The organism is Nocardia albiluteola, from assembly GCF_018860155.1.
Taxonomy (GTDB): domain Bacteria; phylum Actinomycetota; class Actinomycetes; order Mycobacteriales; family Mycobacteriaceae; genus Nocardia; species Nocardia albiluteola.
On sequence record NZ_JAHKNI010000027.1, the window covers coordinates 37,750 to 63,792 of the forward strand.

At 68.7% G+C, this 26,043-nt stretch carries 20 protein-coding genes; 14 read left to right on the top strand and 6 right to left on the bottom strand.

Annotated features, from left to right (window positions below):
* Window positions 1-135: 135 nt before the first annotated feature.
* Window positions 136-1,305: a hypothetical protein gene (locus KO481_RS41230; protein ID WP_215924011.1), complete on the top strand. Its 1,170-nt coding sequence runs from the start codon at window positions 136-138 to the stop codon at window positions 1,303-1,305.
* Between the two features lie 59 nt (window positions 1,306-1,364).
* Here the strand turns inward: KO481_RS41230 and KO481_RS41235 are convergent, their stop codons facing one another.
* Window positions 1,365-2,348, bottom strand: coding sequence for a heme o synthase (locus KO481_RS41235; protein WP_215924012.1), 984 nt, complete (start codon window positions 2,346-2,348; stop codon window positions 1,365-1,367).
* A 461-nt stretch (window positions 2,349-2,809) separates the two neighbouring features.
* Here KO481_RS41235 and tkt point away from each other — a divergent pair, with 461 nt between their 5' ends.
* From tkt to KO481_RS41265, 6 genes are all read left to right on the top strand, one after another.
* Entirely contained in the window at window positions 2,810-4,954 is a 2,145-nt protein-coding gene (gene tkt, locus KO481_RS41240) for a transketolase (RefSeq protein ID WP_215924013.1), read from the top strand.
* 5 nt (window positions 4,955-4,959) lie between these two features.
* Window positions 4,960-6,087, top strand: a complete 1,128-nt coding sequence (gene tal, locus KO481_RS41245) for a transaldolase (RefSeq protein WP_215924014.1) — start codon at window positions 4,960-4,962, stop codon at window positions 6,085-6,087.
* Window positions 6,088-6,092: 5 nt separating this feature from the next.
* Window positions 6,093-7,655, top strand: coding sequence for a glucose-6-phosphate dehydrogenase (gene zwf, locus KO481_RS41250; RefSeq protein WP_215924015.1), 1,563 nt, complete (start codon window positions 6,093-6,095; stop codon window positions 7,653-7,655).
* Entirely contained in the window at window positions 7,652-8,560 is a 909-nt protein-coding gene (opcA, locus tag KO481_RS41255) for a glucose-6-phosphate dehydrogenase assembly protein OpcA (protein WP_215924016.1), read from the top strand. Before zwf ends, opcA begins: the two co-directional genes overlap by 4 nt.
* 121 nt (window positions 8,561-8,681) lie before the next feature.
* Window positions 8,682-9,416, top strand: coding sequence for a 6-phosphogluconolactonase (gene pgl / locus KO481_RS41260; protein ID WP_215924017.1), 735 nt, complete (start codon window positions 8,682-8,684; stop codon window positions 9,414-9,416).
* 198 nt (window positions 9,417-9,614) lie between these two features.
* The gene (locus KO481_RS41265; protein WP_215924018.1) at window positions 9,615-10,688 is read left to right on the top strand and encodes an MCE family protein; all 1,074 of its coding nucleotides are present in this window, start codon (window positions 9,615-9,617) and stop codon (window positions 10,686-10,688) included.
* A gap of 15 nt (window positions 10,689-10,703) precedes the next feature.
* Here the strand turns inward: KO481_RS41265 and KO481_RS41270 are convergent, their stop codons facing one another.
* A complete protein-coding gene (locus KO481_RS41270; RefSeq protein ID WP_215924019.1) occupies window positions 10,704-11,693 on the bottom strand; it encodes an alpha/beta fold hydrolase in 990 nt (329 codons plus the stop codon).
* 41 nt (window positions 11,694-11,734) lie between these two features.
* On the opposite strand from KO481_RS41270, the gene KO481_RS41275 reads away from it, so the two are divergent.
* The 3 genes from KO481_RS41275 (at window position 11,735) to pnuC (ending at window position 16,918) form a co-directional block, all read left to right on the top strand.
* A complete protein-coding gene (locus tag KO481_RS41275; protein ID WP_215924020.1) occupies window positions 11,735-12,574 on the top strand; it encodes an SDR family NAD(P)-dependent oxidoreductase in 840 nt (279 codons plus the stop codon).
* Window positions 12,575-12,688: 114 nt separating this feature from the next.
* Window positions 12,689-16,132, top strand: a complete 3,444-nt coding sequence (locus KO481_RS41280; RefSeq protein ID WP_215924021.1) for a DEAD/DEAH box helicase — start codon at window positions 12,689-12,691, stop codon at window positions 16,130-16,132.
* A gap of 93 nt (window positions 16,133-16,225) precedes the next feature.
* The gene (gene pnuC, locus KO481_RS41285) at window positions 16,226-16,918 is read left to right on the top strand and encodes a nicotinamide riboside transporter PnuC (protein WP_215924042.1); all 693 of its coding nucleotides are present in this window, start codon (window positions 16,226-16,228) and stop codon (window positions 16,916-16,918) included.
* Between the two features lie 45 nt (window positions 16,919-16,963).
* Here pnuC and secG read toward each other — a convergent pair whose 3' ends face one another.
* Window positions 16,964-17,197 carry a preprotein translocase subunit SecG gene (gene secG / locus KO481_RS41290; protein ID WP_215924022.1) on the bottom strand — a complete coding sequence of 78 codons (234 nt, stop codon included), beginning with the start codon at window positions 17,195-17,197 and terminating at the stop codon, window positions 16,964-16,966.
* Window positions 17,198-17,366: 169 nt separating this feature from the next.
* Between secG and KO481_RS41295 the strand changes: the two genes are divergently transcribed.
* Window positions 17,367-18,140, top strand: a complete 774-nt coding sequence (locus KO481_RS41295; RefSeq protein WP_215924023.1) for an META domain-containing protein — start codon at window positions 17,367-17,369, stop codon at window positions 18,138-18,140.
* A 150-nt stretch (window positions 18,141-18,290) separates the two neighbouring features.
* Window positions 18,291-20,621 (top strand): thiamine pyrophosphate-dependent enzyme, encoded by a 2,331-nt coding sequence (locus KO481_RS41300; RefSeq protein ID WP_308166983.1) that lies wholly within the window; start codon window positions 18,291-18,293, stop codon window positions 20,619-20,621.
* Between the two features lie 249 nt (window positions 20,622-20,870).
* Here the strand turns inward: KO481_RS41300 and KO481_RS41305 are convergent, their stop codons facing one another.
* The gene (locus KO481_RS41305) at window positions 20,871-22,064 is read right to left on the bottom strand and encodes a cytochrome P450 (RefSeq protein ID WP_215924024.1); all 1,194 of its coding nucleotides are present in this window, start codon (window positions 22,062-22,064) and stop codon (window positions 20,871-20,873) included.
* 42 nt (window positions 22,065-22,106) lie between these two features.
* Between KO481_RS41305 and KO481_RS41310 the strand changes: the two genes are divergently transcribed.
* The gene (locus tag KO481_RS41310; protein ID WP_215924025.1) at window positions 22,107-22,952 is read left to right on the top strand and encodes an SAM-dependent methyltransferase; all 846 of its coding nucleotides are present in this window, start codon (window positions 22,107-22,109) and stop codon (window positions 22,950-22,952) included.
* A gap of 5 nt (window positions 22,953-22,957) precedes the next feature.
* Window positions 22,958-23,962, top strand: a complete 1,005-nt coding sequence (locus KO481_RS41315) for a glycoside hydrolase family 3 N-terminal domain-containing protein (protein ID WP_245402260.1) — start codon at window positions 22,958-22,960, stop codon at window positions 23,960-23,962.
* Window positions 23,963-24,040: 78 nt separating this feature from the next.
* Here the strand turns inward: KO481_RS41315 and tpiA are convergent, their stop codons facing one another.
* A complete protein-coding gene (gene tpiA / locus KO481_RS43800; protein WP_308166984.1) occupies window positions 24,041-24,826 on the bottom strand; it encodes a triose-phosphate isomerase in 786 nt (261 codons plus the stop codon).
* Window positions 24,827-24,829: 3 nt separating this feature from the next.
* Complete coding sequence (locus tag KO481_RS43805; protein ID WP_245402261.1) at window positions 24,830-26,041, bottom strand: phosphoglycerate kinase; 1,212 nt, start codon at window positions 26,039-26,041, stop codon at window positions 24,830-24,832.
* Between the last annotated feature and the right edge of the window lie 2 nt (window positions 26,042-26,043).

Sequence of the window (26,043 nt, forward strand, 5' to 3'; positions counted from 1 at the left end):
GCCCGGACGGTCTCGATCTTGGATCCTTTCTGCTGGCGCGCAAGCCTGTCCGCGCCGGTGCCCGTACGCTCTACGGTGTTCGGGCGACCGAGTGCGCGGTCGGAAGATGAGGACATCGGGTAGGGGTTGATAGCGATGTTGGTGAAGGTCCGTGGTGACGACCCGTCACGGCTGTCCAGTACCGAGCGGACGGTGGTGAACTGGCTCAAGTCGTGGACCGGGTCGCATGCGCTCGGCGGTATCGCGCTCGTGCGGTCGCGCGCGGCCGACGTCATCGTGTGGACGCCGAAGACCTGCGTGGTGGTCGTGGTGAAGGGCTTCACCGAGCGGGTCAACGGCACCCTGCGGTGTTCGGACACCGAGCCCTGGACCATCGACGGCGCCCTGGCCCCGCTCGAGGACGTCGACCAAGGCACCGAGCCGATGGACGAGATCCATTACCGCACGAGCGAACTCGAACGCGAACTGCGCTCCGCGCCCGGGCGCGAATCGGTCGCGGTGATGGGCATCGTGCTGATCATCCCGCAGCTGGGCACCCGGATCGCGCTGGAGAAAGGCCCGCTGCCACCGGGAATCGACGTGGTGGTGGGCGATGGGCCCTCGTCGTTGCGCGCCTATTTCACCCGGATCGCGGGCGACGAATCCGGCGCGGGCGGGCCCGATTCCTGGGATGCCGCGCAGGTCGGCCAGGCTCTGGGCATGCTCGGATTCGCAGCGGCGGCAACCTACTCCGATCTCGTCGCCGAGGGCTTCGGGACTCCCAGCGCGAAACGCGCCGCGGCACCGGAACCCGTCGCGGCGCAGCGGGCCGCGGCGCTGCCGGTCCCCGAGCCCGAGCCGGCACCGCCGCGGAGCGCGCCGCGTCCCACGCCACCGCGGCCGCGCTCCGCTCCGCCACGCGAATTCGCCGCCGCACCACCGCCGGTCACTCCCCCGCGCGAATTCGCCGCGGCTCGGGCCCAATCCCCCGCCGGGGCACCCGAATCCGGGGCGGCGCCGTCGTATCAGCCCACGCCGCAACCGTATTCGGTGCCGTTCGATCCACGCCCCCCCAAGGCCGAGCGCCCACCCCGCGGCAATCGCAGCATCGCACCGCTGATCGTGCTCGGCTTCCTGGTGGTCGTGCTGGCCGTGGCGGCCATGTGCACCGGCGGCGGAGGCGGCAAACGCACCACCCCGGCGCCGGGATCGTCCCAGACGACCCTCACCACACCACCGTCGTTCACCACCGCCCCCGAACGCACCATCCCGACCGACACCAACGGCCCGGCCTGCTTCCCCCTGCAGCCCTGCCCGGGCAGCTGAACATCGTCACAAAAAGGGCCGAGCGGTTTTCCACCGTTCGGCCCTGATGCGTTCACCCCTCAGAAGAACATATGGCCAATTGTGTGCCAGCCCAGCACGGAATCCACTGCCAGGCCGCAGAATACGACGGCCAGATAGTTGTTCGACTGCAGGAACAGCCGCAGCGGCTTCACCGACTCCCCGCGCCGCACACCGGCGTACAGCTGATGCGCCATCAGCAGGAACCACGCGCCCGCCGCCAGCGCGACAGCGCCGTAGATGACGCCCGTGGCCGGAATCAGCGCCAGCGTGGCCAGCACCGTGAGCCAGGTGTAGATGACGATCTGCTTGGTCACCGCACGCTCGGTGGCCACCACGGGCAGCATCGGCACCCCCGCCGCGCGGTAGTCCTCCTTGTACCGCATGGCCAGCGCCCAGGTGTGCGGCGGTGTCCAGAAGAAGATCACCAGGAACAGCACGATCGCGGGCCAGCCGATGGTGCCCGTCACCGCGGACCAGCCGACCAGCACCGGCATGCAGCCGGCCGCGCCGCCCCACACGACGTTCTGCGAGGTGCGGCGCTTGAGCCCCATCGTGTAGACCAAGACATAGAACAGGATGGTCGCGACCACCAGCAGACCGGACAGCAGATTCGCCTGCCACCACAGCCACGCGAAGGATCCGACGCCCAGGGTCACACCGAAGACGAAGGCATTGCGCGTCGGCACGGCCTCGCGCGCCAGGGGCCGCTTCGAGGTCCGCTTCATCACCTTGTCGATGTCGGCATCCGCCACGCAGTTCAAGGTGTTCGCGCTGGCCGCACCCATCCAGCCGCCGAACAGGGTGGCCAGGATCAGCCGGATCTCGACGTGGCCGCGGTCGGCCAGCAGCATGGTGGGGATCGTGGCCACCAGCAGCAGTTCGATCACGCGCGGCTTGGTCAGCGCGATGTAGGCCAGCACCCGCCGGGTCAGCGCCGAGAGTGGTCCGGTGCCGGTGACACGGTCCGCCAGCACCGTCGAGGAGGAGCCATGCGCGCCACCCGGGTGTTGCCCAATCCGCACTGTTTCTCCTCGCAGGTGGTGCATCGATCCGGTTACGGAACTTCGGCGCGCCAGCTCGGCGGAACCCCTTCGACCAGGGCACTCCTCCGGCGGCAGCGCCGACTACTACACACGATGGTAGACCCTGGCCGGGAGTGCTCCCGCACCCCCTGCCGCGAATCCGCCCCTGTCGCAGCCACAGTCTCGCCCCTCACCCGGCCCGGCGCCGCCAACCGGCGTCATGGCCCCCTGCCGATCGCGCCGGGCCGCGGCCCCGGCGCGCGGTCGCGCCGCCACGTGCGCAAACGACACCCTCGGCTCGCCCGGACGGTATCGGACAGCGCGAATACGACCGTGACGAAACAGTAGACACGGCCCGGTCCGGCAGGGTTCTGTCGTCACGACCGGGGCCGGGCCTCTAGGGTGGTGGGCAACAGCCCAATCCGCCCCTGAAGTTGACGAAGGTCAGGAGAATTCCGGTCGTGTCAGTCACAGACGACATCCGCGCCCTCACCCAGCCGAACCATCCGGCCGACTGGACCGAATTGGACACCAAGGCGGTCGACACCGTCCGCGTGCTCGCCGCGGACGCTGTGCAGAAGGTCGGCAACGGCCATCCCGGCACGGCGATGAGCCTGGCGCCGCTGGCGTACACGCTCTACCAGCGCATCATGCGCCTGGATCCGACCGATCCGACGTGGGCCGGCCGCGACCGGTTCGTGCTGTCGTGCGGGCATTCCAGCCTCACCCAGTACATCCAGCTGTACCTGGGCGGCTTCGGCCTCGAGCTCACCGATCTCGAGGCGTTGCGCACCTGGGGATCGCTGACCCCGGGCCACCCGGAATACCGGCACACCGAGGGCATAGAGATCACCACCGGGCCGCTCGGCCAGGGCCTGGCCTCCGCGGTCGGCATGGCAATGGCCGCGCGGCGCGAGCGGGGCCTGTTCGATCCGGCCGCCGCGACCGGCGCGAGCCCGTTCGACCACTTCGTCTACGTCATCGCCTCCGACGGCGACATCGAGGAGGGCGTCACCTCCGAGGCCTCCTCGCTGGCGGGCACCCAGGAGCTGGGCAACCTGATCGTCATCTACGACGACAACAAGATCTCCATCGAGGACGACACCCGCATCGCCCTGGGCGAGGACACCGCGGCGCGCTACCGCGCCTACGGCTGGCACGTGCAGGAGGTCGAGGGCGGGGAGAACGTCACCGCCATCGAGGCCGCGATCGAGGCCGCCAAGGCGGTCACCGACAAGCCGTCGTTCATCCAGCTGCGCACCATCATCGGCTACCCGGCACCGAAGAAGATGAACTCCGGCGCGGCGCACGGCGCGGCCCTGGGCGCGGACGAGGTCGCGGCCACCAAGAAGGTCCTGGGCTTCGATCCGGACAAGTCCTTCGACGTCGCCGCCGAGGTCATCGCCCACACCCGCACCAACTCCGCCGATCGCGCCAAGGCAGCGCGCGCGGCCTGGCAGGACCAGTTCGACGCGTGGGCCAAGGCCAACCCGGAGAACAAGGTCCTGTTCGATCGCCTGCAGAAGCGCACGCTGCCCGAGCGCTGGGAGACCGGCCTGCCGACCTGGGACGCCGATCCCAAGGGCACCTCGACCCGTAAGGCCTCGGGCAAGGTGCTGGCGCAGCTGGCCCCCGTGCTGCCCGAATTGTGGGGCGGCTCGGCCGATCTGGCCGAATCGAACAACACCACGATGCCCGACGTGCTCAGCTTCGGCCCCACCGCGATCAGCACCGGCGCGTGGAAGACCGACCCGTACGGCCGCACCCTGCACTTCGGTGTCCGCGAGCACGCGATGGGCTCGATCCTCAACGGCATCGCCCTGCACGGCCCGACCCGCCCGTACGGCGGCACCTTCCTGGTGTTCTCCGACTACATGCGCCCCGCGGTGCGCCTGGCCGCGCTGATGCGGATCCCGGCCACCTACGTGTGGACGCACGACTCCATCGGCCTCGGCGAGGACGGCCCCACCCACCAGCCGATCGAGCACCTGGCCGCGCTGCGCGCCATCCCCGGCCTGAACGTGGTGCGTCCGGGCGACGCCAACGAGACCGCGCACGCCTGGCGGACGGTCCTGGAACTCGGTAGCGCCGAACGGCATTCGCACTTCAAGCCCGCCGATGCCGTGCACACCGACGGCCCGTCGGCGCTGGCGCTGACCCGTCAGGACCTGCCGGTGCTCGAGGGGACCAGCTACGAGGGCGTGCGCCGCGGCGGCTACGTGCTGGCCGAATCCTCCACCGGCACACCGCAGGTAATCCTGATCGCGACCGGTTCGGAACTGCAGCTCGCGGTCGAGGCGCGCACTAGGCTGGAGGCGCAGGGCATCGGTACCCGGGTGGTGTCCATGCCGTGTGTCGAGTGGTTCGACGCACAGGACAAGGCCTACCGGGACGAGGTCCTGCCGCCCGCCGTCCGGGCCCGCGTCACCGTCGAGGCCGGAATAGCGATGCCGTGGCACCGGTTCACCGGTGCGGACGGCGAGAACGTGTCGATCGAGCACTTCGGTGCCTCGGCCGACTACAAGACCCTGTTCCGCGAGTTCGGCTTCACCGCCGACGCCGTGGTCGAGGCCGCCCAGCGTTCACTCGACAAGGTGAAGGGATAAGCGTTATGGCACAGAACGAAAACCTCGCGGCACTGTCCGCGGCGGGAGTATCGGTATGGCTCGACGATCTGTCGCGGGACCGCATCCGGTCCGGCAACCTCGCCGACCTGATCGCCACCCGCAGCGTGGTCGGCGTGACCACCAACCCGACGATCTTCCAGGGCGCCCTGAGCAAGGGCACCGCGTATGACGAGCAGATCAAGGAGCTCGCCGCGCGCGGCGCGGACGTCGACTCGGCGATCCGCACCATCACCACCGACGACGTCCGCTCGGCCTGCGACATCTTCACCGAGACGTTCGAGCGCACCGGCGGTGTCGACGGCCGGGTCTCCATCGAGGTCGACCCGCGCTTCGCCTTCGACACCGACAAGACGGTCGCGCAGGCGATCGAGCTGTGGAAGATCGTCGACCGGCCGAACCTGCTGATCAAGATCCCGGCGACCGAGGCGGGCCTGCCCGCCATCACCAAGGTCATCTCCGAGGGCATCAGCGTGAACGTGACGCTGATCTTCTCGGTCGAGCGCTACCGCGCGGTGATGGGCGCCTACCTGGACGGTCTGCGCAACGCGAAGATCGCCGGGCACGATCTGGCCCGAATCCATTCGGTCGCTTCGTTCTTCGTCTCCCGCGTGGACACCGAGATCGACAAGCGGCTCGAGGCCATCGGCACCCCCGAGGCCCTGGAGCTGCGCGGCAAGGCCGGCATCGCCAACGCCCGCCTGGCCTACGTCGCATACCAGGACGTCTTCGACGGCGGCCAGCACACCTCCACGTTCGCCGGCCTGGCCGCCTCCGGCGGCGCGACCAAGCAGCGTCCGCTGTGGGCCTCCACCGGTGTGAAGAATCCCGACTACCCGGACACCATGTACATCACCGAGCTCGTGGCTCCCAACACGGTGAACACGCTGCCGGAGAAGACCATGCAGGCCTTCGCCGACCACGGTCCCCTCGAGGGCGACAAGGTCTCCGGCACGGGCGCGGCCGCCCAGGATGTGTTCGACCAGCTCACCGCCGTCGGCATCGACCTGAGCGACGTCTTCGACGTGCTCGAGCGCGAGGGCGTGGACAAGTTCGAGAAGTCCTGGGAAGAACTGCTCACCGCTACCACGGCCGAACTCACCGGGGGCAAGTAACCGATATGGCCGGAGACGAGACAGCGGCCGTCCCGGTGAATCCGCTGCGCGAGGAGCGCGACAAGCGGTTACCCCGGATCGCAGGCCCGTGCAGCATGGTGATCTTCGGTGTGACCGGGGATCTCTCGCGCAAGAAGCTCATGCCCGCGATCTACGACCTCGCGAACCGGGGGCTGCTGCCGCCCGGTTTCGCGCTGGTCGGTTTCGCGCGCCGGGACTACAAGGACGAGGACTTCGCGCAGGTCGTCCTCGAGGCGGTCAAGGACCACTCCCGCACGCCGTTCCGCCAGGAGGTCTGGGAGCAGCTGTCCGAGGGCATCCGCTTCGTGCAGGGCACCTTCGAGGACGACGCGGCCTTCTCCCAGCTCGCCGCCACGCTCAAACAGCTCGACACCGAGCGCGGCACCGGCGGCAATCACGCCTTCTACCTATCGATTCCGCCCAACGCCTTCCCGCAGGTGCTCAAGCAGCTCTCGCGCACGGGCCTGGCCAAACCGGCCGATCCGGGCCCGGGTAAGCCCAAACCCTGGCGGCGAGTGGTGATCGAGAAGCCGTTCGGGCACGATCTGGCCAGCGCCAAGGAGCTCAACGCCCTGGTCAACGAGGTGTTCCCGGAGGAGACGGTCTTCCGGATCGACCACTACCTGGGCAAGGAGACGGTCCAGAACCTGTTGGCGCTGCGCTTCGCCAACGAGATGTTCGAGCCGATCTGGAACTCCAACTACGTCGACCACGTCCAGATCACGATGGCCGAGGACATCGGATTGGGCGGGCGCGCGGGCTATTACGACGGCATCGGCGCCGCGCGCGACGTCATCCAGAACCATCTGCTGCAGCTCATGGCGCTGACGGCGATGGAGGATCCGATCAACTTCAACCCGCGCCAGCTCCAGATCGAGAAGATCAAGGTGCTGCAGGCGGCCAAGCTGGTCGAACCGCTCGACGAGACCACCGCCCGCGGCCAATACGCCGAGGGCTGGCAGGGCAGCGAGCACGTCGTCGGGCTGCTGGACGAGGAGGGCTTCGACCCGCAGTCCAGCACCGAGACGTACGCGGCGATCACCGTCAACGTGGAGACCCGCCGCTGGGCGGGCGTCCCGTTCTACCTGCGCACCGGAAAACGCCTGGGCCGCAGGGTGACCGAGATCGCGGTGATGTTCAAGCGTGCGCCGCATCTGCCGTTCGACCAGACCATGACCGAGGAACTCGGGCAGAACGCACTGGTGGTGCGGGTGCAGCCGGACGAGGGCATCACGCTGCGATTCGGGTCCAAGGTGCCCGGGTCCAGCATGGAGGTCCGCGACGTCAACATGGATTTCAGCTACGGCGAGGCGTTCACCGAATCCTCCCCCGAGGCGTACGAGCGGCTGATACTGGACATGCTGCTCGGGGTGCCGTCGCTGTTCCCGGTCAACGAGGAGGTCGAATTGTCCTGGCGCATCCTCGATCCCGTGCTCGAGCACTGGGCCGCCAGCGGTAAACCCGAACCGTACGAATCCGGTACCTGGGGTCCGGACTCGGCCGACGAGATGCTCGCGCGCAGCGGGCGGGAATGGCGGCGGCCGTGATCGTCGATATGCCCGAGACCACCACCCAGGCGGTCAACAAGCGCCTGGTGTCGCTGCGCGAGTCCAGTGGCGTGGTCACCGTCGGACGGGTCCTCACGCTGGTGGTGTGCACGCTGGACAGCTCCGAGGCCGAAGATGCGATCGCCGCGGCCAACGACGCCAGCCGCGAGCACCCCTGCCGGGTGATAGTGCTGGCGCGTGGCGACCGGTTCGCCGAGACGAAGCTGGACGCGCAGATCCGCGTCGGCGGCGACGCGGGTGCGGCCGAGGTGATCGTGCTGCGGCTGCAGGGCGAGCTGGTCAATCACGAGTCCAGCATGGTGATCCCGTTCCTGCTGGCCGATACGCCCGTGGTGGCGTGGTGGCCGCGTGGCGCCCCGCAGTTCCCGTCGCAGGATTCGGTGGGGCGCTTGGCGATTCGCCGCATCACCGATGCCACCTTCGCTCCCGATCCGCAGGCCGCGATCAAGAAGCGGCTCGAGTCGTACGCGGCCGGGGATTCGGATCTGGCCTGGAGCCGGGTCACCTACTGGCGGGCGCTGCTGGCCGCGGCCCTGGACGAGCCGCCGTTCGAGCCGGTCCAGTCGGTGACGGTCTCGGGGCTGCGGGAAGAGCCCGCCCTCGACATCCTGGCAGGCTGGCTGGCCTCGCGCCTGGGCTGTCCGGTGGTCCGGCGCACGGGCGAGTTGAAGGTGGAGCTGCACCGGCCGTCGGTCTCGGTCGGGATCACCCGGCCGCAGACCGGCCGCACCGCGACGCTCACCCGCACCGGGGAACCCGATCAGCGCTTCGCCCTGGCCCGCCGCGAAACCACCGACTGCCTCTCCGAGGAGCTGCGCCGCCTGGACGCGGACGACGTCTACGCCGAGGCGCTCGCGGGCATCGCGAAGGTGACCTACGAATAGGCTCGATCGCATGCGGCCTGCGCGGAATCCGAATCGGTACCCGCGCAGGCCGTTTCGCATCCTCGAGCCGAATCGCCGAAAGCGGCATCGCACAACCGAATCAGCGGACGAAAGGTGACTCATGAACCAGCCGAACGTCGAGGTGCATTCCGGCACAGCGGATCTGGTGGCCGCGGCGGCGGCGCACTTCGTCGCCGTGGTGACGAAGGCGCAGTCCGAGCGTGGGTCGGCGTCGGTGGTGCTGACCGGCGGGGGCACCGGCATCGGGCTGCTGGAGATGGTGCGCAAGTCACCCGGGGGCATCGACTGGTCGCGACTGGATGTGTTCTGGGGCGACGACCGGTTCGTTCCGGCGGACGACGGCGACCGCAACGACCTGCAGGCCCGCCAGGCGCTGCTGGATCACGTGCCGCTGGATCCGTCGCGGGTGCATCCGATGGCCGCCTCGGACGGCGAATATCCGGACCCGGTCGAGGCCGCCGCGGAGTACTCCGCCGCAGTGCACGCCCACCTCGCCGAGCACGGCTCGTTCGATCTGCACCTGCTCGGCATGGGCGGTGAGGGGCACATCAATTCGCTGTTCCCGCATACCGATGCGGTCCGTGAGGAGCACGAGCTGGTGGTGGCGGTGACGAATTCGCCCAAGCCGCCGCCGGTCCGGATCACCCTGACCCTGCCGGCGGTGCGCCGCACCCGGCACGTGGTGCTGGTCGTCGGCGGCGAGGCCAAGGCCGCGGCCGTCGCCGCGGCGCTCAATGGCGCGGCGCCCGTGGATATTCCGTCGGCGGGCGCGATCGGCACCGAGTCCACGACGTGGCTGCTGGACGAGCCCGCCGCCGCCGATCTCCCCCGCTGACCGGGACCGAAACCGCACATATTCCCTCCTCCGGCCCGGCCGCATACGTGCGGCCGGGCCGGAGTCTCTATGCGCTCGCGGATTTCCGATAGCCGGTTTCACCGTTTTCGCTGCGGGAAGCCCCGCCATGGCGGCACCCTTCTAGTGAAGCATCGACACAAAACTCGGTGCTTTGTCTCGGGGATGAGGAGCGGGGCGATGAGACATCCGGTTCGGGTCGGCGCGCTCCTGCTGCTCGGAGTCCTCACGCTCACGACGGGCGGCTGTTCGATGTCGTCACGATCCGGCGCCACCCACATCACGGCCGAATTCCGAAGTATCACAGGCATGTTCGAAGGAAATCCCGTGACCGTACTGGGCATCCGGGTGGGCCGCGTCGATCGAATCGTCCCACACGACACCTACGCCGAGGTGCACATCACCGTTGACGGCGGCGTGCAACTCCCGCAGAACGTCACCGCCGCACTGATTTCCCCCTCGATCGTGACCGACCGGCACATCGAGCTGACCCCGCGATACACCGGCGGACCCGAACTGCCCGCCGATGCCTACCTTCCGCTGGACCGGACCCGCAGCCCCGTCGAACTGGACACCCTCCTGAAGACGATCGACCAATTCACCGCCGCATTGCGTCCTCGCCCCGGCGGCACCGCGGGCCCGCTGGACGCCGACCTGCTGTCCCGGATGCTCGACGGCCGGGGCAAGCAGATCCACGACACCCTCGCGGCGCTGACGGGCGCCCTGCGGACCGGCGCCGCGGACCGGGATGCGATCTCGCACATCATCGTCACGCTGGACGAGCTGACGACGACGTTGGCCGGAAACGACCGCTGGGTGCGGGAATTCAGCAATCAGATCAGCCGGATGATCGAATTACTGGCCGAGCAATCACCGGGATTGCAGGCCACCCTCGACCAACTCGAGGCGGTGCTGAGCGGTACGGGAACCGCCTTCTACCAGTACCGCGACCGCCTCACCTCGGCCCTGACCGGACTGATCACCGTCGCGGAACAGCTCCGCGCGAATGCCGCCGGCGTCACCGAGATCACCGACGTCCTGCCGCTGTTACTGGAGAACCTCGACGGTGTCGTCGACCGGCCGGGCGGCCATGCCCGCGGGCACGTGGTGCTCGGTGCGTTCTTCTCCGGCGAGATCATCACCACCTTCTGCGAGCGCATCCAGATGCGGGCCGACGGTTGCCGCACCGGAGACGTGCAGGACCTCGGCCTGGATTTCGGCCTGACCGCGGCCCTGCTGGGCCTGTCGCGTTGAGTCCCGCCGAACCGGTCAGCGCCGGCCGACCGGCGAGAGCTCGGCCAGATGCGTCAGGAGGAACTCGTTCACCGCGCCCGTACGCTCCAGATGCACCAGATGCCCTGCACCCTCGACCTTTTCGACCGCGCGCAGATCGCGGACGTTGGCACTCAGCGTGGCCAGTGGGTCGCGGCCGCTGAAACCCTCCATGTCCGGGTCGTTTTCGCCGTACAGGAAGTAGGCGGGCACCTCCACGACCGTCGGCAGCTCCGCGGTCAGTTCCCAGTTGCGGTCCAGGGCCCGATACCAGTTCAGGCCACCGGTGAATCCGGTGCGCTCGAATTCCGTTGCCAGAATTTCGAATTCACCCTCGGTCAGCCACTTCCAGGGCAGCTCGGGGGCCTGCGGCAGCACGTCGAGATAGCCCAGGCCCGGCGGGTTCTTCCAGGTGTCCAGGTAGTGGTAGTCGCCACTGAGCGAATAGTAGACACGGGCCAGGAATTCCCTCGGGCGCGCAGCGAGTTCGGCGTCCGCCACCCCGGGCGTCTGAAAGTACGACAGATGGAGGAAATGCCGCTCGGCGGCTCGGGTCCAGAACGCCGAGGGCGCCTTGGGCGGGCGCGGGGCATACGGATTGTTCAGCACGAAGACCGCCTCGACCCGCTCGGGCGCGCGCAGTGCCAGCTCCCACACCAGCTGCGCTCCGAAGTCCAGGCCCACGAAAACCGCTCGCTCGGCACCCAATTCGTCGAGCAGGCCCAGCAGGTCGGCGATCACCTCGCGGTTGGTGTGCGCCTCGACGCCCTCGGGCGCCTCGGTGCGGCCGTATCCGCGCAGATCGGGGGCGATGGCGTGATATCCGGCCGCGGCCAGCACGGCCAGCTGCCGATGCCAGACGAACCAGCCGTGCGGGAATCCGTGACAAAAGATCACGGGAAGCCCCTCGCCCTGCTCGGCGATATGCATCGAGATGCCGTTGGTCTGCACGAACCGATGTGTTGGCTCCACGCCGCCTCCATTCATTACTAGAACATGTTCTCATTCCAAGGTAGTGTCCCGAAACTATGAGCGGAACACTTTCCGGCAAGGTCGCGGTCGTCACCGGCGCCAGCCGGGGCATCGGCAAGGGCATCGCGCTGGAACTGGGCGCGGCCGGCGCGACGGTGTACATCACCGGCCGCACCGCGAGCCCGGGCCGCCTGCCCGGCACCGTCGCGCAGACCGCCGAGGAGATCGCCGAGCTCGGCGGTGTGGGGGTGCCGTACGTGTGCGACCACCGCGACGACGATGCCGTGCGGGGCCTGTTCGAGCAGATCCGCGCCGACCACGGACGCCTGGATGTGCTGGTGAACAACGTCTACAACGCACCGGCCTCCGCGCGCTGGCTCGGCCGCCCGTTCTGGGAGGTGCCGCCGGAGGCCTGGGACGAGAGTTTCGACATCGGCGTCCGATCCCATTACGTGGCAAGCGTTTTCGCCGCTCCCGCACTGATCGAGTCCGGCGGCCTGATCGTGAGCATCTCCTCCCCCGGCGCGGAACACTTCACCCACAACACCGTGTACGGCGTCGCGAAGTGCGCGGTCGACCGACTCACCGCCGATATGGCCCACGATCTCGCCGACACCGGCGTCACCGCGGTCTCGCTGTGGCCCGGCATCGTCAATACCGAACTGCTGCAAATGGTTCCACCCGACGCCGACGGCCGCCGCCTGATCACCCTGCCCGGCGAAGGCACCTTCGACCTGAACGAGGCCGAGACTCCCCGCTTTCCCGGCCGCGCCGTCGTCGCGCTCGCCACCGACCCCGACCGCCGCGCCCGGACCGGAAAGGCCTGGCGGGTGCGCGATCTCGCCGATGCCTACGGCTTCACCGACATCGACGGCCGCGTACCCCGCCTCGGCTGAGCAGAGAGCGCCCTACCGTCCCGGTCCCGATCAACGGCGCTTTGATCATGCGGATCCCGGGCGTAGTCTGAACTTTCGTTCAGCGATCACCGCCGACGATCGGGGGAGGACGGTATGCGGGGGCCCGAACATGCTGCGCAATTGGTGCGATTCTGGCAATCCATCGAGATGTTCAGCCCGCAAGAGGTGCCCGCGCCCAGCCCGCGAACGAACCGGCCCTCGAGCCCGTTCGTTCTCGACATGCCGGACGATGATGTTCCGCCGTGGCACGAAGATCATTGGATCCATCGAGAAATGCCGCTGCCGGAGGACAAGACCTGGCGGTTTACCGTGTACGGCGGAATCTTTGATGTCCAGAACGTATGCGTCGAGCTCGCCCGGGTGTTCGGCGACGACGGTGTTCAGCCCGACGGACGACGGGCCGGCCCCACCGCGATGTTCGCATTCACGCTCGATGCCCAGGGCACAGTGGTGGCGGACTCGTCGGTCCTGTCCGCATGCGCCTGGGCGATGAGCCGCCTTCGAGATCCCGGACCGAATGCGCGCGGCTGGCTACACGGCTTCGGAAAGGATGCCGCCGAATTTTCCGATGCAGTCGACAAGCTGGCGGTGCCTTCCACCACGAATTCGGATCCCGGTCCCGGCCCGTTGTCCCGCGCGGGCGCGGCGGTGGCCGAGCGGGGCCGTGCGGGAGCCGCGGAGGCCCTGATCAAGGGGGCGGGCGCCGCCGCGACGGCCGCGGCAACCGCGGGGGCGACGGCGGTCGGCGGGCCGATCGTCGGCGGGATCGCCGGTAAGGCGGCGGGCGCCTTCGTCGAAAAGGTCTTGGAACGCAAACCGGCCCAAGAGGATTCCGGTGACGCCGAGGCCGGAGCACCGGCAGCTCCCACTCGTTACCGCTTCACCACACACGACCTTCACGACTTCGTGAAACAGCTCGGCGACGGGCTCGAGATCACGGAAAATCTCGGTGTCCAGGGGGTCCGCGTGCAATGTCGCCAGATCGCCACCCGCTATGCGGATGACGACGGCGGCGGCGACCACACGTTTCTCAACAGCTACATCGCCGAGGATCTCGAGCGGGTCGAGTCCGCCGTCCGCGCCGGCACCATCGGCGCCGCACTGCGGGACTATTTGTCCGACACCATCGCCGACTCACAGCGGGTGGATGTCCGCACAAATCGTGACGCGATCCTCAGCGGCGTTGCCCCCACGATGTTCCCCGGCGGGCGATGGCCCGGCGCCCTCAGCAGACCGCTCGTGCTCGGCCAGCAGTTCGCGGTCAACCGTATGATGACCGAAATCGGCGGCACCGCTGGCATTTTCGCCGTCAACGGACCGCCCGGCACCGGCAAGACGACCATGTTGCGTGATGCCCTGGCCGGTCTCGTCGTGCAACGCGCCGAACGGCTCGCTGAGCTGGACCACCCGCGCAACGCGTTCACCGACCGGCTGGGACAGATCGACTATCAGGAGGACCGCGGCTGGTCCGTGCGCGGCCTGCGCCCCGAACTGACCGGGTTCGAGATCCTGCTGGCAACCGCGGGCAACAAGGCCGCCGAGAACGTCACGGCCGAGATTCCGGCACTCGCCGCGGTGGCCGGAGCCAGGGCGGAGGCCGTGGCGATCGACTATTTCACGGAAATCGCCACCCGCATGCGCAACGGTGACGCCTGGGGCCTCGCGGCCGCCGTCCTGGGCAATATGGGCAAACGTAGGCAGTTCATCAGCAGATTCTGGTTCGGCGACGATCCGCGCCAGGAACGGCAACCGTCCTCAGGTGAGCAGGAGCAACCCGTCTCCGACGACGAGGGAATGCTGCGTGTCCTGCAACGTGCAGCGAACGGAGTCGACGCACCGCCGGACTGGGCGACGGCGGTCCGTGAATTCAGGGACGCCCGCGCCGAGGTACACCGCCTCGCGGCCGAACGGCAGGTCGTCGCGGACGCTGTCGCGGAGCTCCCCCGGTTGGAGGCCGCGATTCGCGAGGCGCAGAGCGCCATCGACGCGGCCGACATCGAACACAGCCGATGGCGCGAACAGCATCGGATCGCGACGGACACCCGCGACGCCGCCTCCCACGCGCTGGAGCAGTGCACGGACGACATCTCGTTACATAATCAGAGCCGTCCCGGATTCTGGATCTTGCTGTCCACGCTGTTCCGGGCCGGACGGACGTGGAGCAGGCGCAGCGAAGAACTCGCCGACACACACAGCGCCGCCAGGGAGAAGCTGAGCCTCTGCGAGGCGGAGGTTGCCCGATGCACCGCGGGCTGGAGCACCGCCGCCGAGACCGGCCGCCGCTGCGTGCAGGACCATCGGGCCGCAGTGGCCGACGCACGCCGTCATGCCGATCTGATCGACGAAGCACGCGAGAACTGGCCGACCACAGTCCCTTTCGGGGAAGCGATCGCCGACGAGGACCGCTTCCAGTTGCTCAACGCCTGGTCCGACGAGGAATTCACCGCGGCCAGGCAGAAACTCTTCCTCCAGGCGCTCACCCTGCACAAGGCGTTCGCCCTCAATGCGGCCGGCCCACTGCGCAGCAATCTGGGTGCGGCAATGACGTTGATCGGCAACAAGGTTCGCAACACTCCCGCGACCGAGGTTGTCCTCGCGGCGTGGCAGGCGCTGTTTCTCGTCGTCCCGATGGTTTCCACGACATTCGCATCGCTCCCGCGGCTGTTTGCCGATCTGACCTCGGAGTCCTTGGGGTGGTTGTTCATCGACGAGGCGGGCCAGGCCACACCGCAGCAGGCGGTCGGAGGGCTCTGGCGAACCCGCCGCGCGGTCATTGTCGGGGACCCCCAACAGCTCGAGCCCGTCGTCACGCTTCCGGTCAGTGCCCAGCGGGCGCTGCTCGAGCACCATCGCGTGGATCACCAGTGGCTGCCGGACTCGACGTCCGTGCAGCGGGTGTCCGATCGGCTGGCCCGCTTCGGCACGATGCTCGCCGAGCCCGAAGGCGACGGCCGGTTCTGGGTCGGCGCGCCACTGCGCGTGCATCGCCGGTGCGACCGGCCGATGTTCGAGGTCTCGAACCGCATCGCGTACGGGGGCGACCTCATGGTCTTCGGTACGCCCGACCGTCAGCCGTTCGTCGATGACGACATCTGGTTCGACATCAGGTCCAACGATGCCGACGGCAACTGGGTCCACGCAGAGGGACGGCAACTGCACCATCTACTCGATATGCTCCGCAACGGTATGGGACTGCCCGCCAACAGCATTCGGGTGATCAGCCCGTTTCGCGACGTGGTGCGAGGCGCGAAAACCGTTGCCCGGCAAACCATCGGCCACTCTTTCGCCAACGACAACGTCGGCACCGTCCATACCGTGCAGGGACAGGAATCCGATGTCGTCATCCTCGTCCTGGGAACCCCACCGCACAAGGGTGGCGCCCGCCAGTGGGCCGCGGCCAAGCCGAATCTGCTCAATGTCGCGGTGTCCCGCGCGAAGCGAAGGTTCTATGTGATCGGCAACCGTGAGGAGTGGTGCAAGGAGCACAACTTCAGCGTGCTCGCCTCCTTCATGAAGACTCAGGCCGGCGAGATGTGAGACGGCTACTGCCGCCGCGGTGAGAGCGCCGGTCCAGCAGGAGAGGCAGCCCAATAGGGAATGCTCGTCCCAATGGCTACGGTTACAGCTGAGGTGAATCCTGTCTTCGCGCTGCTCGACGCCAAGCTGACCATCGCGCATTCGCAGATCCTGTGGCGCGAGATCATCGGCAATGTATTCGGCGTCGGCTCCGCGGTCGGCGGCATGCGGCGGCGGGTCTGGGCGTGGCCGATCGGGATCGTGGGCAACGCGCTGCTGTTCACGGTCTTCGTCGGGGGCATCTTCCACACCCCGCAGCACCTGAACATGGCGGGTCAGGCCGGTCGGCAGCTGATGTTCATCGCGGTCAGCGCGTATGGCTGGTGGGGGTGGTACCGGCACGCGCGGACCGAATCCGGGCTCGAGCATCGGGGCGTGGTCCCGCGCTGGGCCACGACCCGGGAGCGCTGGGTGCTGGTCGTCGCGATGGCGGTGGGCACCCTCGGGTTCGCAAAGCTGTTCGCCCTGATCGGCTCGTACGGGCCGTGGTCCGAATCGTGGATCTTCACCGGATCGGTGCTGGCAACCTACGGCATGGCGCGCGGGCTGGCGGAGTTCTGGGTGATCTGGATCGCGGTCGACCTGGTGGGGGTGCCGCTGCTGCTGAAGGCGGGCTATTACCCCTCGGCCACCCTCTACCTCGCCTACGCGGGCTTTGTGGTGTGGGGATTCGCCGTGTGGTTCCGGACCATCAAGGCCGCGGACTCCATGCCGCGGCCGGATCTCGCGGCAACCGGTACACATTGAGAGAGGGCCCGCCCAACGGCGAACCCTCGTAGTGTCGCGGACCCGCTAGCCGAACTTGATCTCCAGGCCAATGCCGAGGATCGCGATGACCCAGACCAGGCCGGTGAAGATGGTGATGCGGTCAAGGTTCTTCTCCACGACGGTCGATCCGGACAGGCTGGACTGCACGCCGCCGCCGAACAGGCTGGACAGGCCTCCGCCCTTCGCCCGGTGCAACAGCACCAGCAGCACCAGCAGCAGGCTGGTGATCACCAGGAGGATATCCAGGAACATGCGCATGTCCGATAGTTTATGCGTTACCTGGCGCAAAGCTCGCATCAGGTGATCGTGCGCGTCCGCCAACCGGGCGGCGACCCGCGGTCCACCGGTCGGGACTCCCTCGACGGGGCCGAAATCGCCCGGGCTCGGCTACCCGGCCGCAACGATGAGCACCGGTACCATCGCTCGCATGCCCGCACTGCTGCGATTGGTCCCCGTACTGGTCGCCGCCGGACTGGCCGCCGCCTGCTCCGGCCGGGCGACCACGGGGCCCGGGCCGACGCCGATGGGACACACCTACATCTCCACCGCCGTCACCGGCACCCAGATTCCCGGCGGTGGGCCACTCACGCTCACCTTCGCCGACGGGCGGGTATCCGCCGATTCCGGCTGCAACACCAGCACCGGCCCCGTCTCGTTCGACGGCTCCGTGCTCCGGGTGTCGGGAATGGCGAGCACGATGATGGCCTGCGCAGCCGCCAAGTCCGGCGCGGATGCCTGGCAGACCGGGCTGCTGCAATCCGCACCGACCTGGAAGCTCAGCGGCAGCACCCTGACCCTCTCGGGCAACGGCACCAGAGTGACGCTGACGGACAAGCAGGTCCTGCGGCCAGATCTCCCGCTCACCCGCACTACCTGGGTGGTGACGACCTTGCTGCGCCCGAGCGGCCAGGTCCGCTCACAGACCCTCGAGACCGCGCTCCCGACTCTCACGATCGCCCCCGACGGCCAGGTCTTCGGCAGCGCGGGCTGCAACCGGATGACCGGCACCGCCCAGATCGACGGTTCACAGGTGACATTCCAACTGGGCACGACCCGGATGGTGTGCGCGCCGGACGTCATGGACGTCGAACGGCAAGTCCTCGAGGCCCTGAACGGCGCGACCGAGGCCACGGTCGATTCGGACACCCTCACCATCCGTAATTCGTCGAACAACACCGGACTCGTACTCCGCGCGGAGTGAGCCGCGGCCGCGCTCAGCCACGCGGATCGAGCGCACCCGGATACAACCGCCCGCGCCAACCTCGAACCGGAACACCGGGAGGCGCCGGGCCCGCTCGAGCGCGCGGCAGAAACGCCCACCCGGAGCCGCGGCGAGAGGCAGCATGGACACGTGATCAACGAACGGGAAGCTGAACTCGATCGGCGGTTCCGCGCCGCTGTGTCCGCCATCCGCCCCGGATCCGCCCGCGCCGCAACCGAGCCCGTGGTGCCCGGTAGCCGATATTCCGCCGCCGACGTGCTGGAGTTGTTCGACGCGCAGGTCGCCAGCCGGCATCTGGATCTGGCCGCACGGCGGCTCACCGCGGCCGGGCAGGGGTACTACAGCATCGGATCGTCCGGGCACGAAGGCAATGTCGCGCTGGCCGAGGTGCTGGCGCCCACCGATCCCGCACTGCTGCACTATCGTTCGGGTGCCTTCTTCGTGCGCCGCTGCCGCCGGGTGCCCGGGCTGGATCCGATTCGCGACGTGCTGCTCGGTGTGGTCGCCGCGGCCACCGATCCGATATCCGGTGGGCGCCACAAGGTTTTCGGCAGCGCGCCCGCCGCCGTCATCCCTCAGACCTCCACGATCGCCTCCCATCTCCCCCGCGCGGTCGGGCTGGCATTCGCGCTGGACCGGGCCACCCGACTGGGCCGATTCACCGCCTGGCCATCGGATTCGGTGATCCTGTGCACCTTCGGGGATGCCTCGGCCAACCATTCCACCGCCGTCGGGGCGATCAATACCGCCGTGCACACCGCGCACCAGCAGGTGCCGATGCCGGTGCTGTTCGTCTGCGAGGACAACGGGATCGGCATCAGTGTCCGCACACCCCCGGACTGGATCCAGCAGGCCTACGGATCGCGGCCCGGGCTCCGGTATTTCGAGGTCGACGGCACCGATCTCCTGGAGACACTGAGCGTCTGCGATGCCGCCGCGCGCTGGGTGCGGGAGAACCGCCTCCCGGCGTTCCTGCGGCTGCGCACGACCCGCCTGCTGGGCCACGCCGGATCCGATGTGGAATCGGCCTACCGCCGCGCCGCCGACATCGACGAGGACCTGCGCCGCGACCCGGTGACCGCCACCGGCCGCCTTCTGGTCGCCGCGGGCGCGGCGACCGGGCCAGAGGTCATCGCCCGCTATGACGCCGTTGCCGCCGAGGTCGCCGAGATCGCCGAACAGGTCCAGCGCGAACCGAAGCTCACCACGGCCGCCGCGGTCACCGCCACCCTCGCGCCGCACCATCCGGACCGAATCCGGGCCGACGCCCTGCGCACTCGGCCACTCCCCCACCCGGCCCCGCCGACCGAAACCGGCATCTTAGACACCCGCCGCCTGGATCCCGCCGACCTGAATTCCGCGCACCGCGAGGGATCCGGCGACCAACCTGCCGCCGAGGTGGTCCCCGCTGACAAATCACCCGAATCAGCGATGCGAGACTCGGCCGCGGCACCGCGAATGACGCTGGGGCAGGCCATCAATCACACCCTCGGCCAGTTGCTCGAGCGGGACGGGGACGTGCTGGTGTTCGGTGAGGACGTCGGGCGCAAGGGCGGGGTGTACGGGGTCACCAAGGGATTACAGCGCGCGTTCGGGGCGCGGCGGGTGTTCGATACGCTGCTCGACGAGCAGAGCGTGCTCGGCACCGCGCTGGGGGCCGCGCTGGCCGGATTCGTGCCGATTCCCGAGATCCAGTATCTCGCCTACGTCCACAACGCGCTGGATCAGATCCGGGGCGAGGCCGCGACCCTGCCGTTCTTCTCCGACGGGCAGTACCGCAATCCGATGGTGGTCCGCATCGCGTCGTACGCCTATCAGCGCGGCTTCGGCGGCCACTTCCACAACGACAATTCCGTTGCCGCGGTGCGGGATATCCCTGGCGTGGTGATCGCTTCCCCCGCCCGGGCCGACGACGCCGCGGGCATGCTGCGCACCTGCGTCTCCGCCGCCCGGGTGGACGGGCGAGTGTGCCTCTACCTCGAGCCGATCGCGCTGTACCACACCCGCGACCTGCATGCCCTCGGCGACGAGGGCTGGCTCGCGACCCCCACCGCCGAACCAGCCGACCTCGGCCGCGCCCGAATCTACGGCGACGGAACCGATCTCACGATCGTCACCTTCGCCAACGGCGTCCTGATGAGCCTGCGCGCCGCACATCGCCTGTCCGAGCGAGGAATTCACGCCAGGGTGCTCGACCTGCGCTGGCTCGCCCCGCTCCCGGTCGAGGACCTGCTCCGCCACGCCCGCGCCACCGGCCGCGTGCTCATCGCCGACGAGACCCGCCGCACCGGCGGTGTCTCCGAGCCGGTCTGCGCCGCCCTGCTCGACGGCGGCTTCACCGGCGCGATCGCACGCGTCACCAGCGAGGACAGCTTCGTCCCCCTGGGCCCGGCCACGGCGGCAGTTCTGTTGGACGACAACACCATCGAGACGGCGGCCACCAAACTAGTCGCCATGTGAGGTCGCACCGGTCACCGGGGCAGTGGCGTGCGAGGACAGCGTCGTCCCGCCGAGCCCGGCCACAGCCGCGGTCCTGTTGGACGACAACACCATCGAGACCGCCGCCACCAAACTTGTCGTGACGTAAGCACTCAGCTGGCGTCGTATGTGGCCCCCAGGAAGGACCGAATCGGTTCGTCGTCGGTCCACTCGGCCTCCATTCGAGGGCTGTGCGCCGATATGTCGCTCCCGACGGCGTCGGCTACTTCCTCAGCGCGGAACGAGAGTGGTGGGGAGTGCGGCGAACCCGCGATTGTTGGAGGAGTGGATGCGGCGCAGCCCGGCCTCATCCACCTCGAAATCGGCTGTGCGCGAGACGATCTCCTGCAGCGCGATGCGCAGCTCGAGCAGGCCCAGGTTGGCGCCGAGGCAGTGGTGGCGGCCGCTGCCGAAGACCAGGGTGTCGGCGGTGTCGCGGTCCAGATCGAACATCTCGGGACGGGCGAACACCTCCGGGTCGCGGTTGGCCGAACCGGTGACCAGCAGAATGCGCGCGCCGGCGGGAATCTCGACGCCGTGCAGCTCGGTCGGGGCGGTGGTGGTGCGCAGCATCGTCTGGCCCGTGGGGTCCCAGCGCATGGCCTCGTTGATCCAGTCTTCGATGCGCGCGTCCGCCGGCCCCGGCCCCAGCGCGAGGCGGCGCTGGTCGGGATGCCGCCATGCGGCGTGCCACACGTTGCCCAGCGTCAGCATCGCGGTCTCGATGCCCGCGCCGACCAGCAGGATCAACACGCCGACGATCTCCTCGGGGGTGAGCCGGTCGCCACCGTCGGCGGCGTCCAGCAGCCCTGACAGCAGATCGTCGCCGCGGCGCTGTGCCCGCTCGATGGTGAGCTCGGTGTAGTAGCCCACCAGCGCGCCGACCGCCTGCATGGCCTCGGGCCGTAGGTCGGTCGACTCGTCCTCGGTGTACATAATCTCCATGCCGAGCTTGCGGACCATATCGCGATCGGCCTGCGGCACGCCCACGAGTTCGGAGATCACCTCCGTCGGAAACGGCCCGGCGAATTCGGACATCAGGTCGAAGCTGCCGCGCTCGAGCAGCGGTTCCAGCAGCCCGCGGGCGATCTCGCGCAGCCGCGGCTCGAGCGACTGCACCCGATGCTGGGTGAACGCCCGCATCACCAGCCCGCGCAGCCGGGTGTGCTTGGGCGGATCCATCGCGACGAAGGAGAAGAACCGCTCCGCCTGCGGCCCCCAGAACGCCGGCTCCATCCGCATCCCGTTCGCGCTGGAGAACCGCTCGGAATCCCGCAATGCGGCCAGCACGTCGCCGTGCCGGGACAACGCCCAGAAGTCGTCCGTCTCGTTCCGGAACACCGGCGCCTGCTCACGCAGCCGCTCGTAGTACGGATACGGGTCACTGTGAACGTCGAAATCGTATGGGCTGTACTGCAACTGCATGACGAAGCCTTCCGGGTGTACCGGTTCACTAGCCGAGCTGACATGATCACAGTAGTCGACAGGAAAGAGGACGTCGTGGGCTCTGAATTCGCACCGGACGGTATCGATGTCACTACTCCGCATCCGGCGCGTCGCTACGACTACTGGCTGGGTGGCGAGAACAACTACGAGGCCGACCGGGAATCGGCCGAGTTGGTCGCCGAGGCGTTCCCGACGATCCGCTTCGCGGCCCTGGAGAACCGCAAGTTCCTGCGCCGAGCGGTGACCCATCTGACCGAGGAGGCCGGCATCCGGCAGTTCCTCGACATCGGCGCGGGACTGCCCACGGCGGGCAATGTGCACGAGATCGCGCAGGGCATCGCGCCCGAATCGCGCATCGTCTACGTGGACAACGACCCGATCGTGCTGATCCACGCCCGGTCCCTCCTGGACAGCGCCCCCGAGGGCGCCACCGCCTACCTCGACGCCGACGCCCGCGACCCCGAGAAGATCCTGTCCCATCCCGACCTGCTGGCCACCCTGGATCTGAGCAAGCCGGTGGCGCTCATGCTGGTGGCGATCATGCATTTCTTCACCGACGACGATCGTCCCCACGAGCTGGTGCGGCGGTTGTGCAGCGCGCTGGCTCCGGGCAGCTACCTCGTCATGACCCACGCGACCAACGACCACCTCACCCAGGAGGATCTGACCGAGACCCGAGAGGCCAACGAGCGCAGCGGAATTCCTTTCCAGCTGCGATCGACGGCCGAGTTCTCCCGCTTCTTCGACGGACTGGAACTGGTGCCGCCGGGGGTGACCTCCGTGATGACCTGGCGCCCGGAAACCTGGCGCGCCCACCCCCGCCCCGAGGCGGTCTCGATGCTCGCCGGGGTCGGGCGGATATCATGACAGTAATGCGAACGATTACCCGACGCGGATTCATCACGTCCGCATCCGCCGCCGCACTCGGTGTCACCGCGCTCTCGATGGCCACCGCGAACGCGAGCGCGCTGCCCCCGGAACGACGCGTCATCTACTCGTACGCGGGCGCTCAACCGCCGGCGGAACTGCTGACGCTCGCATCGAAGGGCCAGATCGGCGGCGTGATCTTCTTCGCGGACAATATTTCGTCGGTGCAGCAGATCGCCGGGGTCGCCGCCGAGTTCCGCAAAGCGTCCCCGACTCCGCTGATCCTCACCGTCGACCAGGAGGGCGGCCAGGTCAATCGCCTGCCCGGTGGTCCCGCGCAATCCGCCAAGCAGGTCGGTGCCAGCGCCGACGTGTCGGCCGCGGCCCGCGATCAGGCGGCGACGGCCGCGCGGGTGCTCACCGCGGCCGGGATGAACACCAACCTCGCGCCGGTCGTCGACGTCTACCGCACTCCCGGGGACTTCACGGACCACTACGGGCGCAGCTTCTCGAACAATCCGTCCGTGGTGGCGACGTGTGCCGGCTCGTACATCAGCACCCTGCAGGGCAGCAAGGTGTCGGCGTGCGCCAAGCATTTTCCGGGTCTGGGCGCGGCGGGGACGAATGCGAATACCGATGAGGTCCCGGTGACGATCGATCGGCCCGCGAACGAGCTGACAAGCGTGGACATGTTCCCGTATCAGCGGGCCATCCAGGCCGGTATCGCCCTGGTCATGCCGTCCTGGGCAAAGTATCCCGCCTTGGATCCGGCCAACCCGGCGGGCATGTCGACGATCATCCTGCAGAATCACCTGCGCCAGCGACTCGGTTTCCGGGGGCTGATCATCAGCGATGCCCTCGAGGCGGGAGCCCTCGGCTCGTACGGATCCACCGGAAATCGGGCCACCAGCGCGGACCGTGCGGGTGTGGATCTGCTGTGCTGCTCCTCGCGGAACATCGAGCAGGGCAAGGAGGCCACCCAGGCCCTGCGCCAAGCCGCACCGCGCTGAGGCCCGCGCCGCCGGACAACGAGATCGATCCCGGTCGCGCAGTGCGACCGGGACCGACTTCTCTTGCGGGACAGCCGCTTACGGCAGCGGGCCGCCCGCGGCGATCGCCGACAGCGTGGCGAATTCGTCGCCCTTGAGGGACGCACCGCCGACCAGGGCGCCGTCGATATCGGTCTGCGCGACCAGCTCGCCGACGTTCTTGGCGTTCACCGAGCCGCCGTAGAGCACGCGCACGCCCGCGGCGACCTCCGCCCCGGCCAGCTCGATGAGCTCGCCGCGGATGACGCCGCACACCTCCTGCGCGTCGGCCGGGGTGGCCACGCGGCCCGTGCCGATCGCCCAGACCGGCTCGTAGGCGATGACGACCTTCGAGATTTCCTCCGCCGTCAGGCCCTTGAGCGATCCGCGCAGCTGCTCGAGGCAGTAGGGCACGTGCTCGCCGGCCTCGCGCACGCCCAGCCCCTCCCCGATGCAGACGATCGGGGTGAGGCCGTGCTTCAGCGCCTGCTTGGCCTTGGCCAGCACGGTCGCGTCGTCCTCATTGTGGTACTGCCGCCGCTCCGAATGCCCCACCACGACGAAGGTGCAGCCCAGCTTGGCCAGCATCGAGGCGCTGATCTCGCCGGTGTACGCACCCGACTCGTGCACCGAGACGTCCTGCGCGCCGAAGGTGACCAGCAGCCGATCGCCCTCGATGAGGGTCTGCACGCTGCGCAGGTCCACGAAGGGCGGGATCACCGTGACGTCGACCTTGTCGAAGTACTTGTCCGGCAGCGCGAACGCGATCTTCTGCACCAGGGCGATGGCCTCGAGGTGATTGAGGTTCATCTTCCAGTTGCCCGCGATGAGCGGTTTACGTGCCACGGCTCAGTCCTCCAGTACCGCGATGCCCGGAAGTTCCTTGCCCTCCAGGTATTCCAGCGACGCGCCGCCGCCGGTGGAGATGTGCGAGAAACCGTTTTCGGGCAGGCCCAGCGTGCGGACCGCCGCGGCCGAATCGCCGCCGCCGACCACGGTGAACGCGCCCTTGCCGGTCGCGGTCACGATCGCCTCCGCGACGCCCCGGGTACCCGCGGCGAAGTTCTCGAACTCGAACACGCCCATCGGGCCATTCCAGAACACCGTCTTCGCCTCGGTGAGCAGCGCCGCGAAGCGCCGCACCGACTTCGGGCCGATGTCCAGGCCCATCCAGCCGTCCGGAATCTCGTTCGCGGGCACGATCTTCGAATCCGCATCGGCCGAGAACCCGGACGCCGCAACGATGTCCACCGGCAGGTGGATCACGTCGGCGAAGCGGTCCAGCAGATCCTGGCAGGTGGCCACCATCTCCGGCTGCAGCAGCGACGTGCCCACCGGAAGGCCCTGCGCGGCAAGGAAGGTGAAGCACATACCGCCGCCGATGACCAGCGTGTCGACCTTCGGCGCCAGCGCCTCGATGACGGCCAGCTTGTCCGAGACCTTCGAGCCGCCGAGCACGACCGCGTACGGCCGCTCGGTGGCGGTGGTGAGCTTGCGCAGCACCTCGACCTCGGCCGCGACCAGGGTGCCCGCATAGTGCGGCAGCACCTCGGCCACGTCGTAGACCGAGGCCTGCTTGCGATGCACCACGCCGAAGCCGTCGGAGACGAACGCGCCGTCGTCGCCGACCAGTTCGACCAGCGCGCGGGCCAGCTTTGCGCGCTCGGCGTCGTCCTTGCTGGTCTCGCGGGGATCGAAGCGGATGTTCTCGAGCAGCATCACGTCGCCGTCGGTCAGGCCCTCCGACCGTGCCAGCGCGTCCTGGCCGACCACGTCGCCGGCGAGCTGGACGTTGCGGCCCAGCTCCTCGGCGAGCCTGGCGGCGACCGGCGCCAGCGACAGCGCCGGATCCGGCTCGCCCTTGGGGCGGCCCAGATGCGCGGTCACGACCACCTTGGCGCCGGCCTCGGCCAGCGCCTTGATCGTCGGCGCCGAGGCGATGATACGGCCCGGGTCGGTGATGACGCCGTTGTCCAGGGGGACGTTCAGGTCGGAGCGCACCAGCACGCCCCGACCCTCGACACCCTCGTTCAGGAGATCCTGAAGTGTCTTAACCGTCATGC

Bases quoted from the DNA above. Each gene is read 5' to 3' on its own strand.
- KO481_RS41230 (WP_215924011.1), top strand. From the start codon at position 136: ATGTTGGTGAAGGTCCGTGGTGACGACCCGTCACGGCTGTCCAGTACC.
- tal (WP_215924014.1), top strand. From the start codon at position 4,960: ATGGCACAGAACGAAAACCTCGCGGCACTGTCCGCGGCGGGAGTATCG.
- zwf (WP_215924015.1), top strand. From the start codon at position 6,093: ATGGCCGGAGACGAGACAGCGGCCGTCCCGGTGAATCCGCTGCGCGAG.
- pgl (WP_215924017.1), top strand. From the start codon at position 8,682: ATGAACCAGCCGAACGTCGAGGTGCATTCCGGCACAGCGGATCTGGTG.
- KO481_RS41265 (WP_215924018.1), top strand. From the start codon at position 9,615: ATGAGACATCCGGTTCGGGTCGGCGCGCTCCTGCTGCTCGGAGTCCTC.
- KO481_RS41270 (WP_215924019.1), bottom strand. From the start codon at position 11,693: ATGAATGGAGGCGGCGTGGAGCCAACACATCGGTTCGTGCAGACCAAC.
- KO481_RS41275 (WP_215924020.1), top strand. From the start codon at position 11,735: ATGAGCGGAACACTTTCCGGCAAGGTCGCGGTCGTCACCGGCGCCAGC.
- KO481_RS41280 (WP_215924021.1), top strand. From the start codon at position 12,689: ATGCGGGGGCCCGAACATGCTGCGCAATTGGTGCGATTCTGGCAATCC.
- secG (WP_215924022.1), bottom strand. From the start codon at position 17,197: ATGCGCATGTTCCTGGATATCCTCCTGGTGATCACCAGCCTGCTGCTG.
- KO481_RS41295 (WP_215924023.1), top strand. From the start codon at position 17,367: ATGCCCGCACTGCTGCGATTGGTCCCCGTACTGGTCGCCGCCGGACTG.
- KO481_RS41305 (WP_215924024.1), bottom strand. From the start codon at position 22,064: ATGCAGTTGCAGTACAGCCCATACGATTTCGACGTTCACAGTGACCCG.
- KO481_RS41310 (WP_215924025.1), top strand. From the start codon at position 22,107: ATGATCACAGTAGTCGACAGGAAAGAGGACGTCGTGGGCTCTGAATTC.
- KO481_RS41315 (WP_245402260.1), top strand. From the start codon at position 22,958: ATGCGAACGATTACCCGACGCGGATTCATCACGTCCGCATCCGCCGCC.
- KO481_RS43805 (WP_245402261.1), bottom strand. From the start codon at position 26,041: ATGACGGTTAAGACACTTCAGGATCTCCTGAACGAGGGTGTCGAGGGT.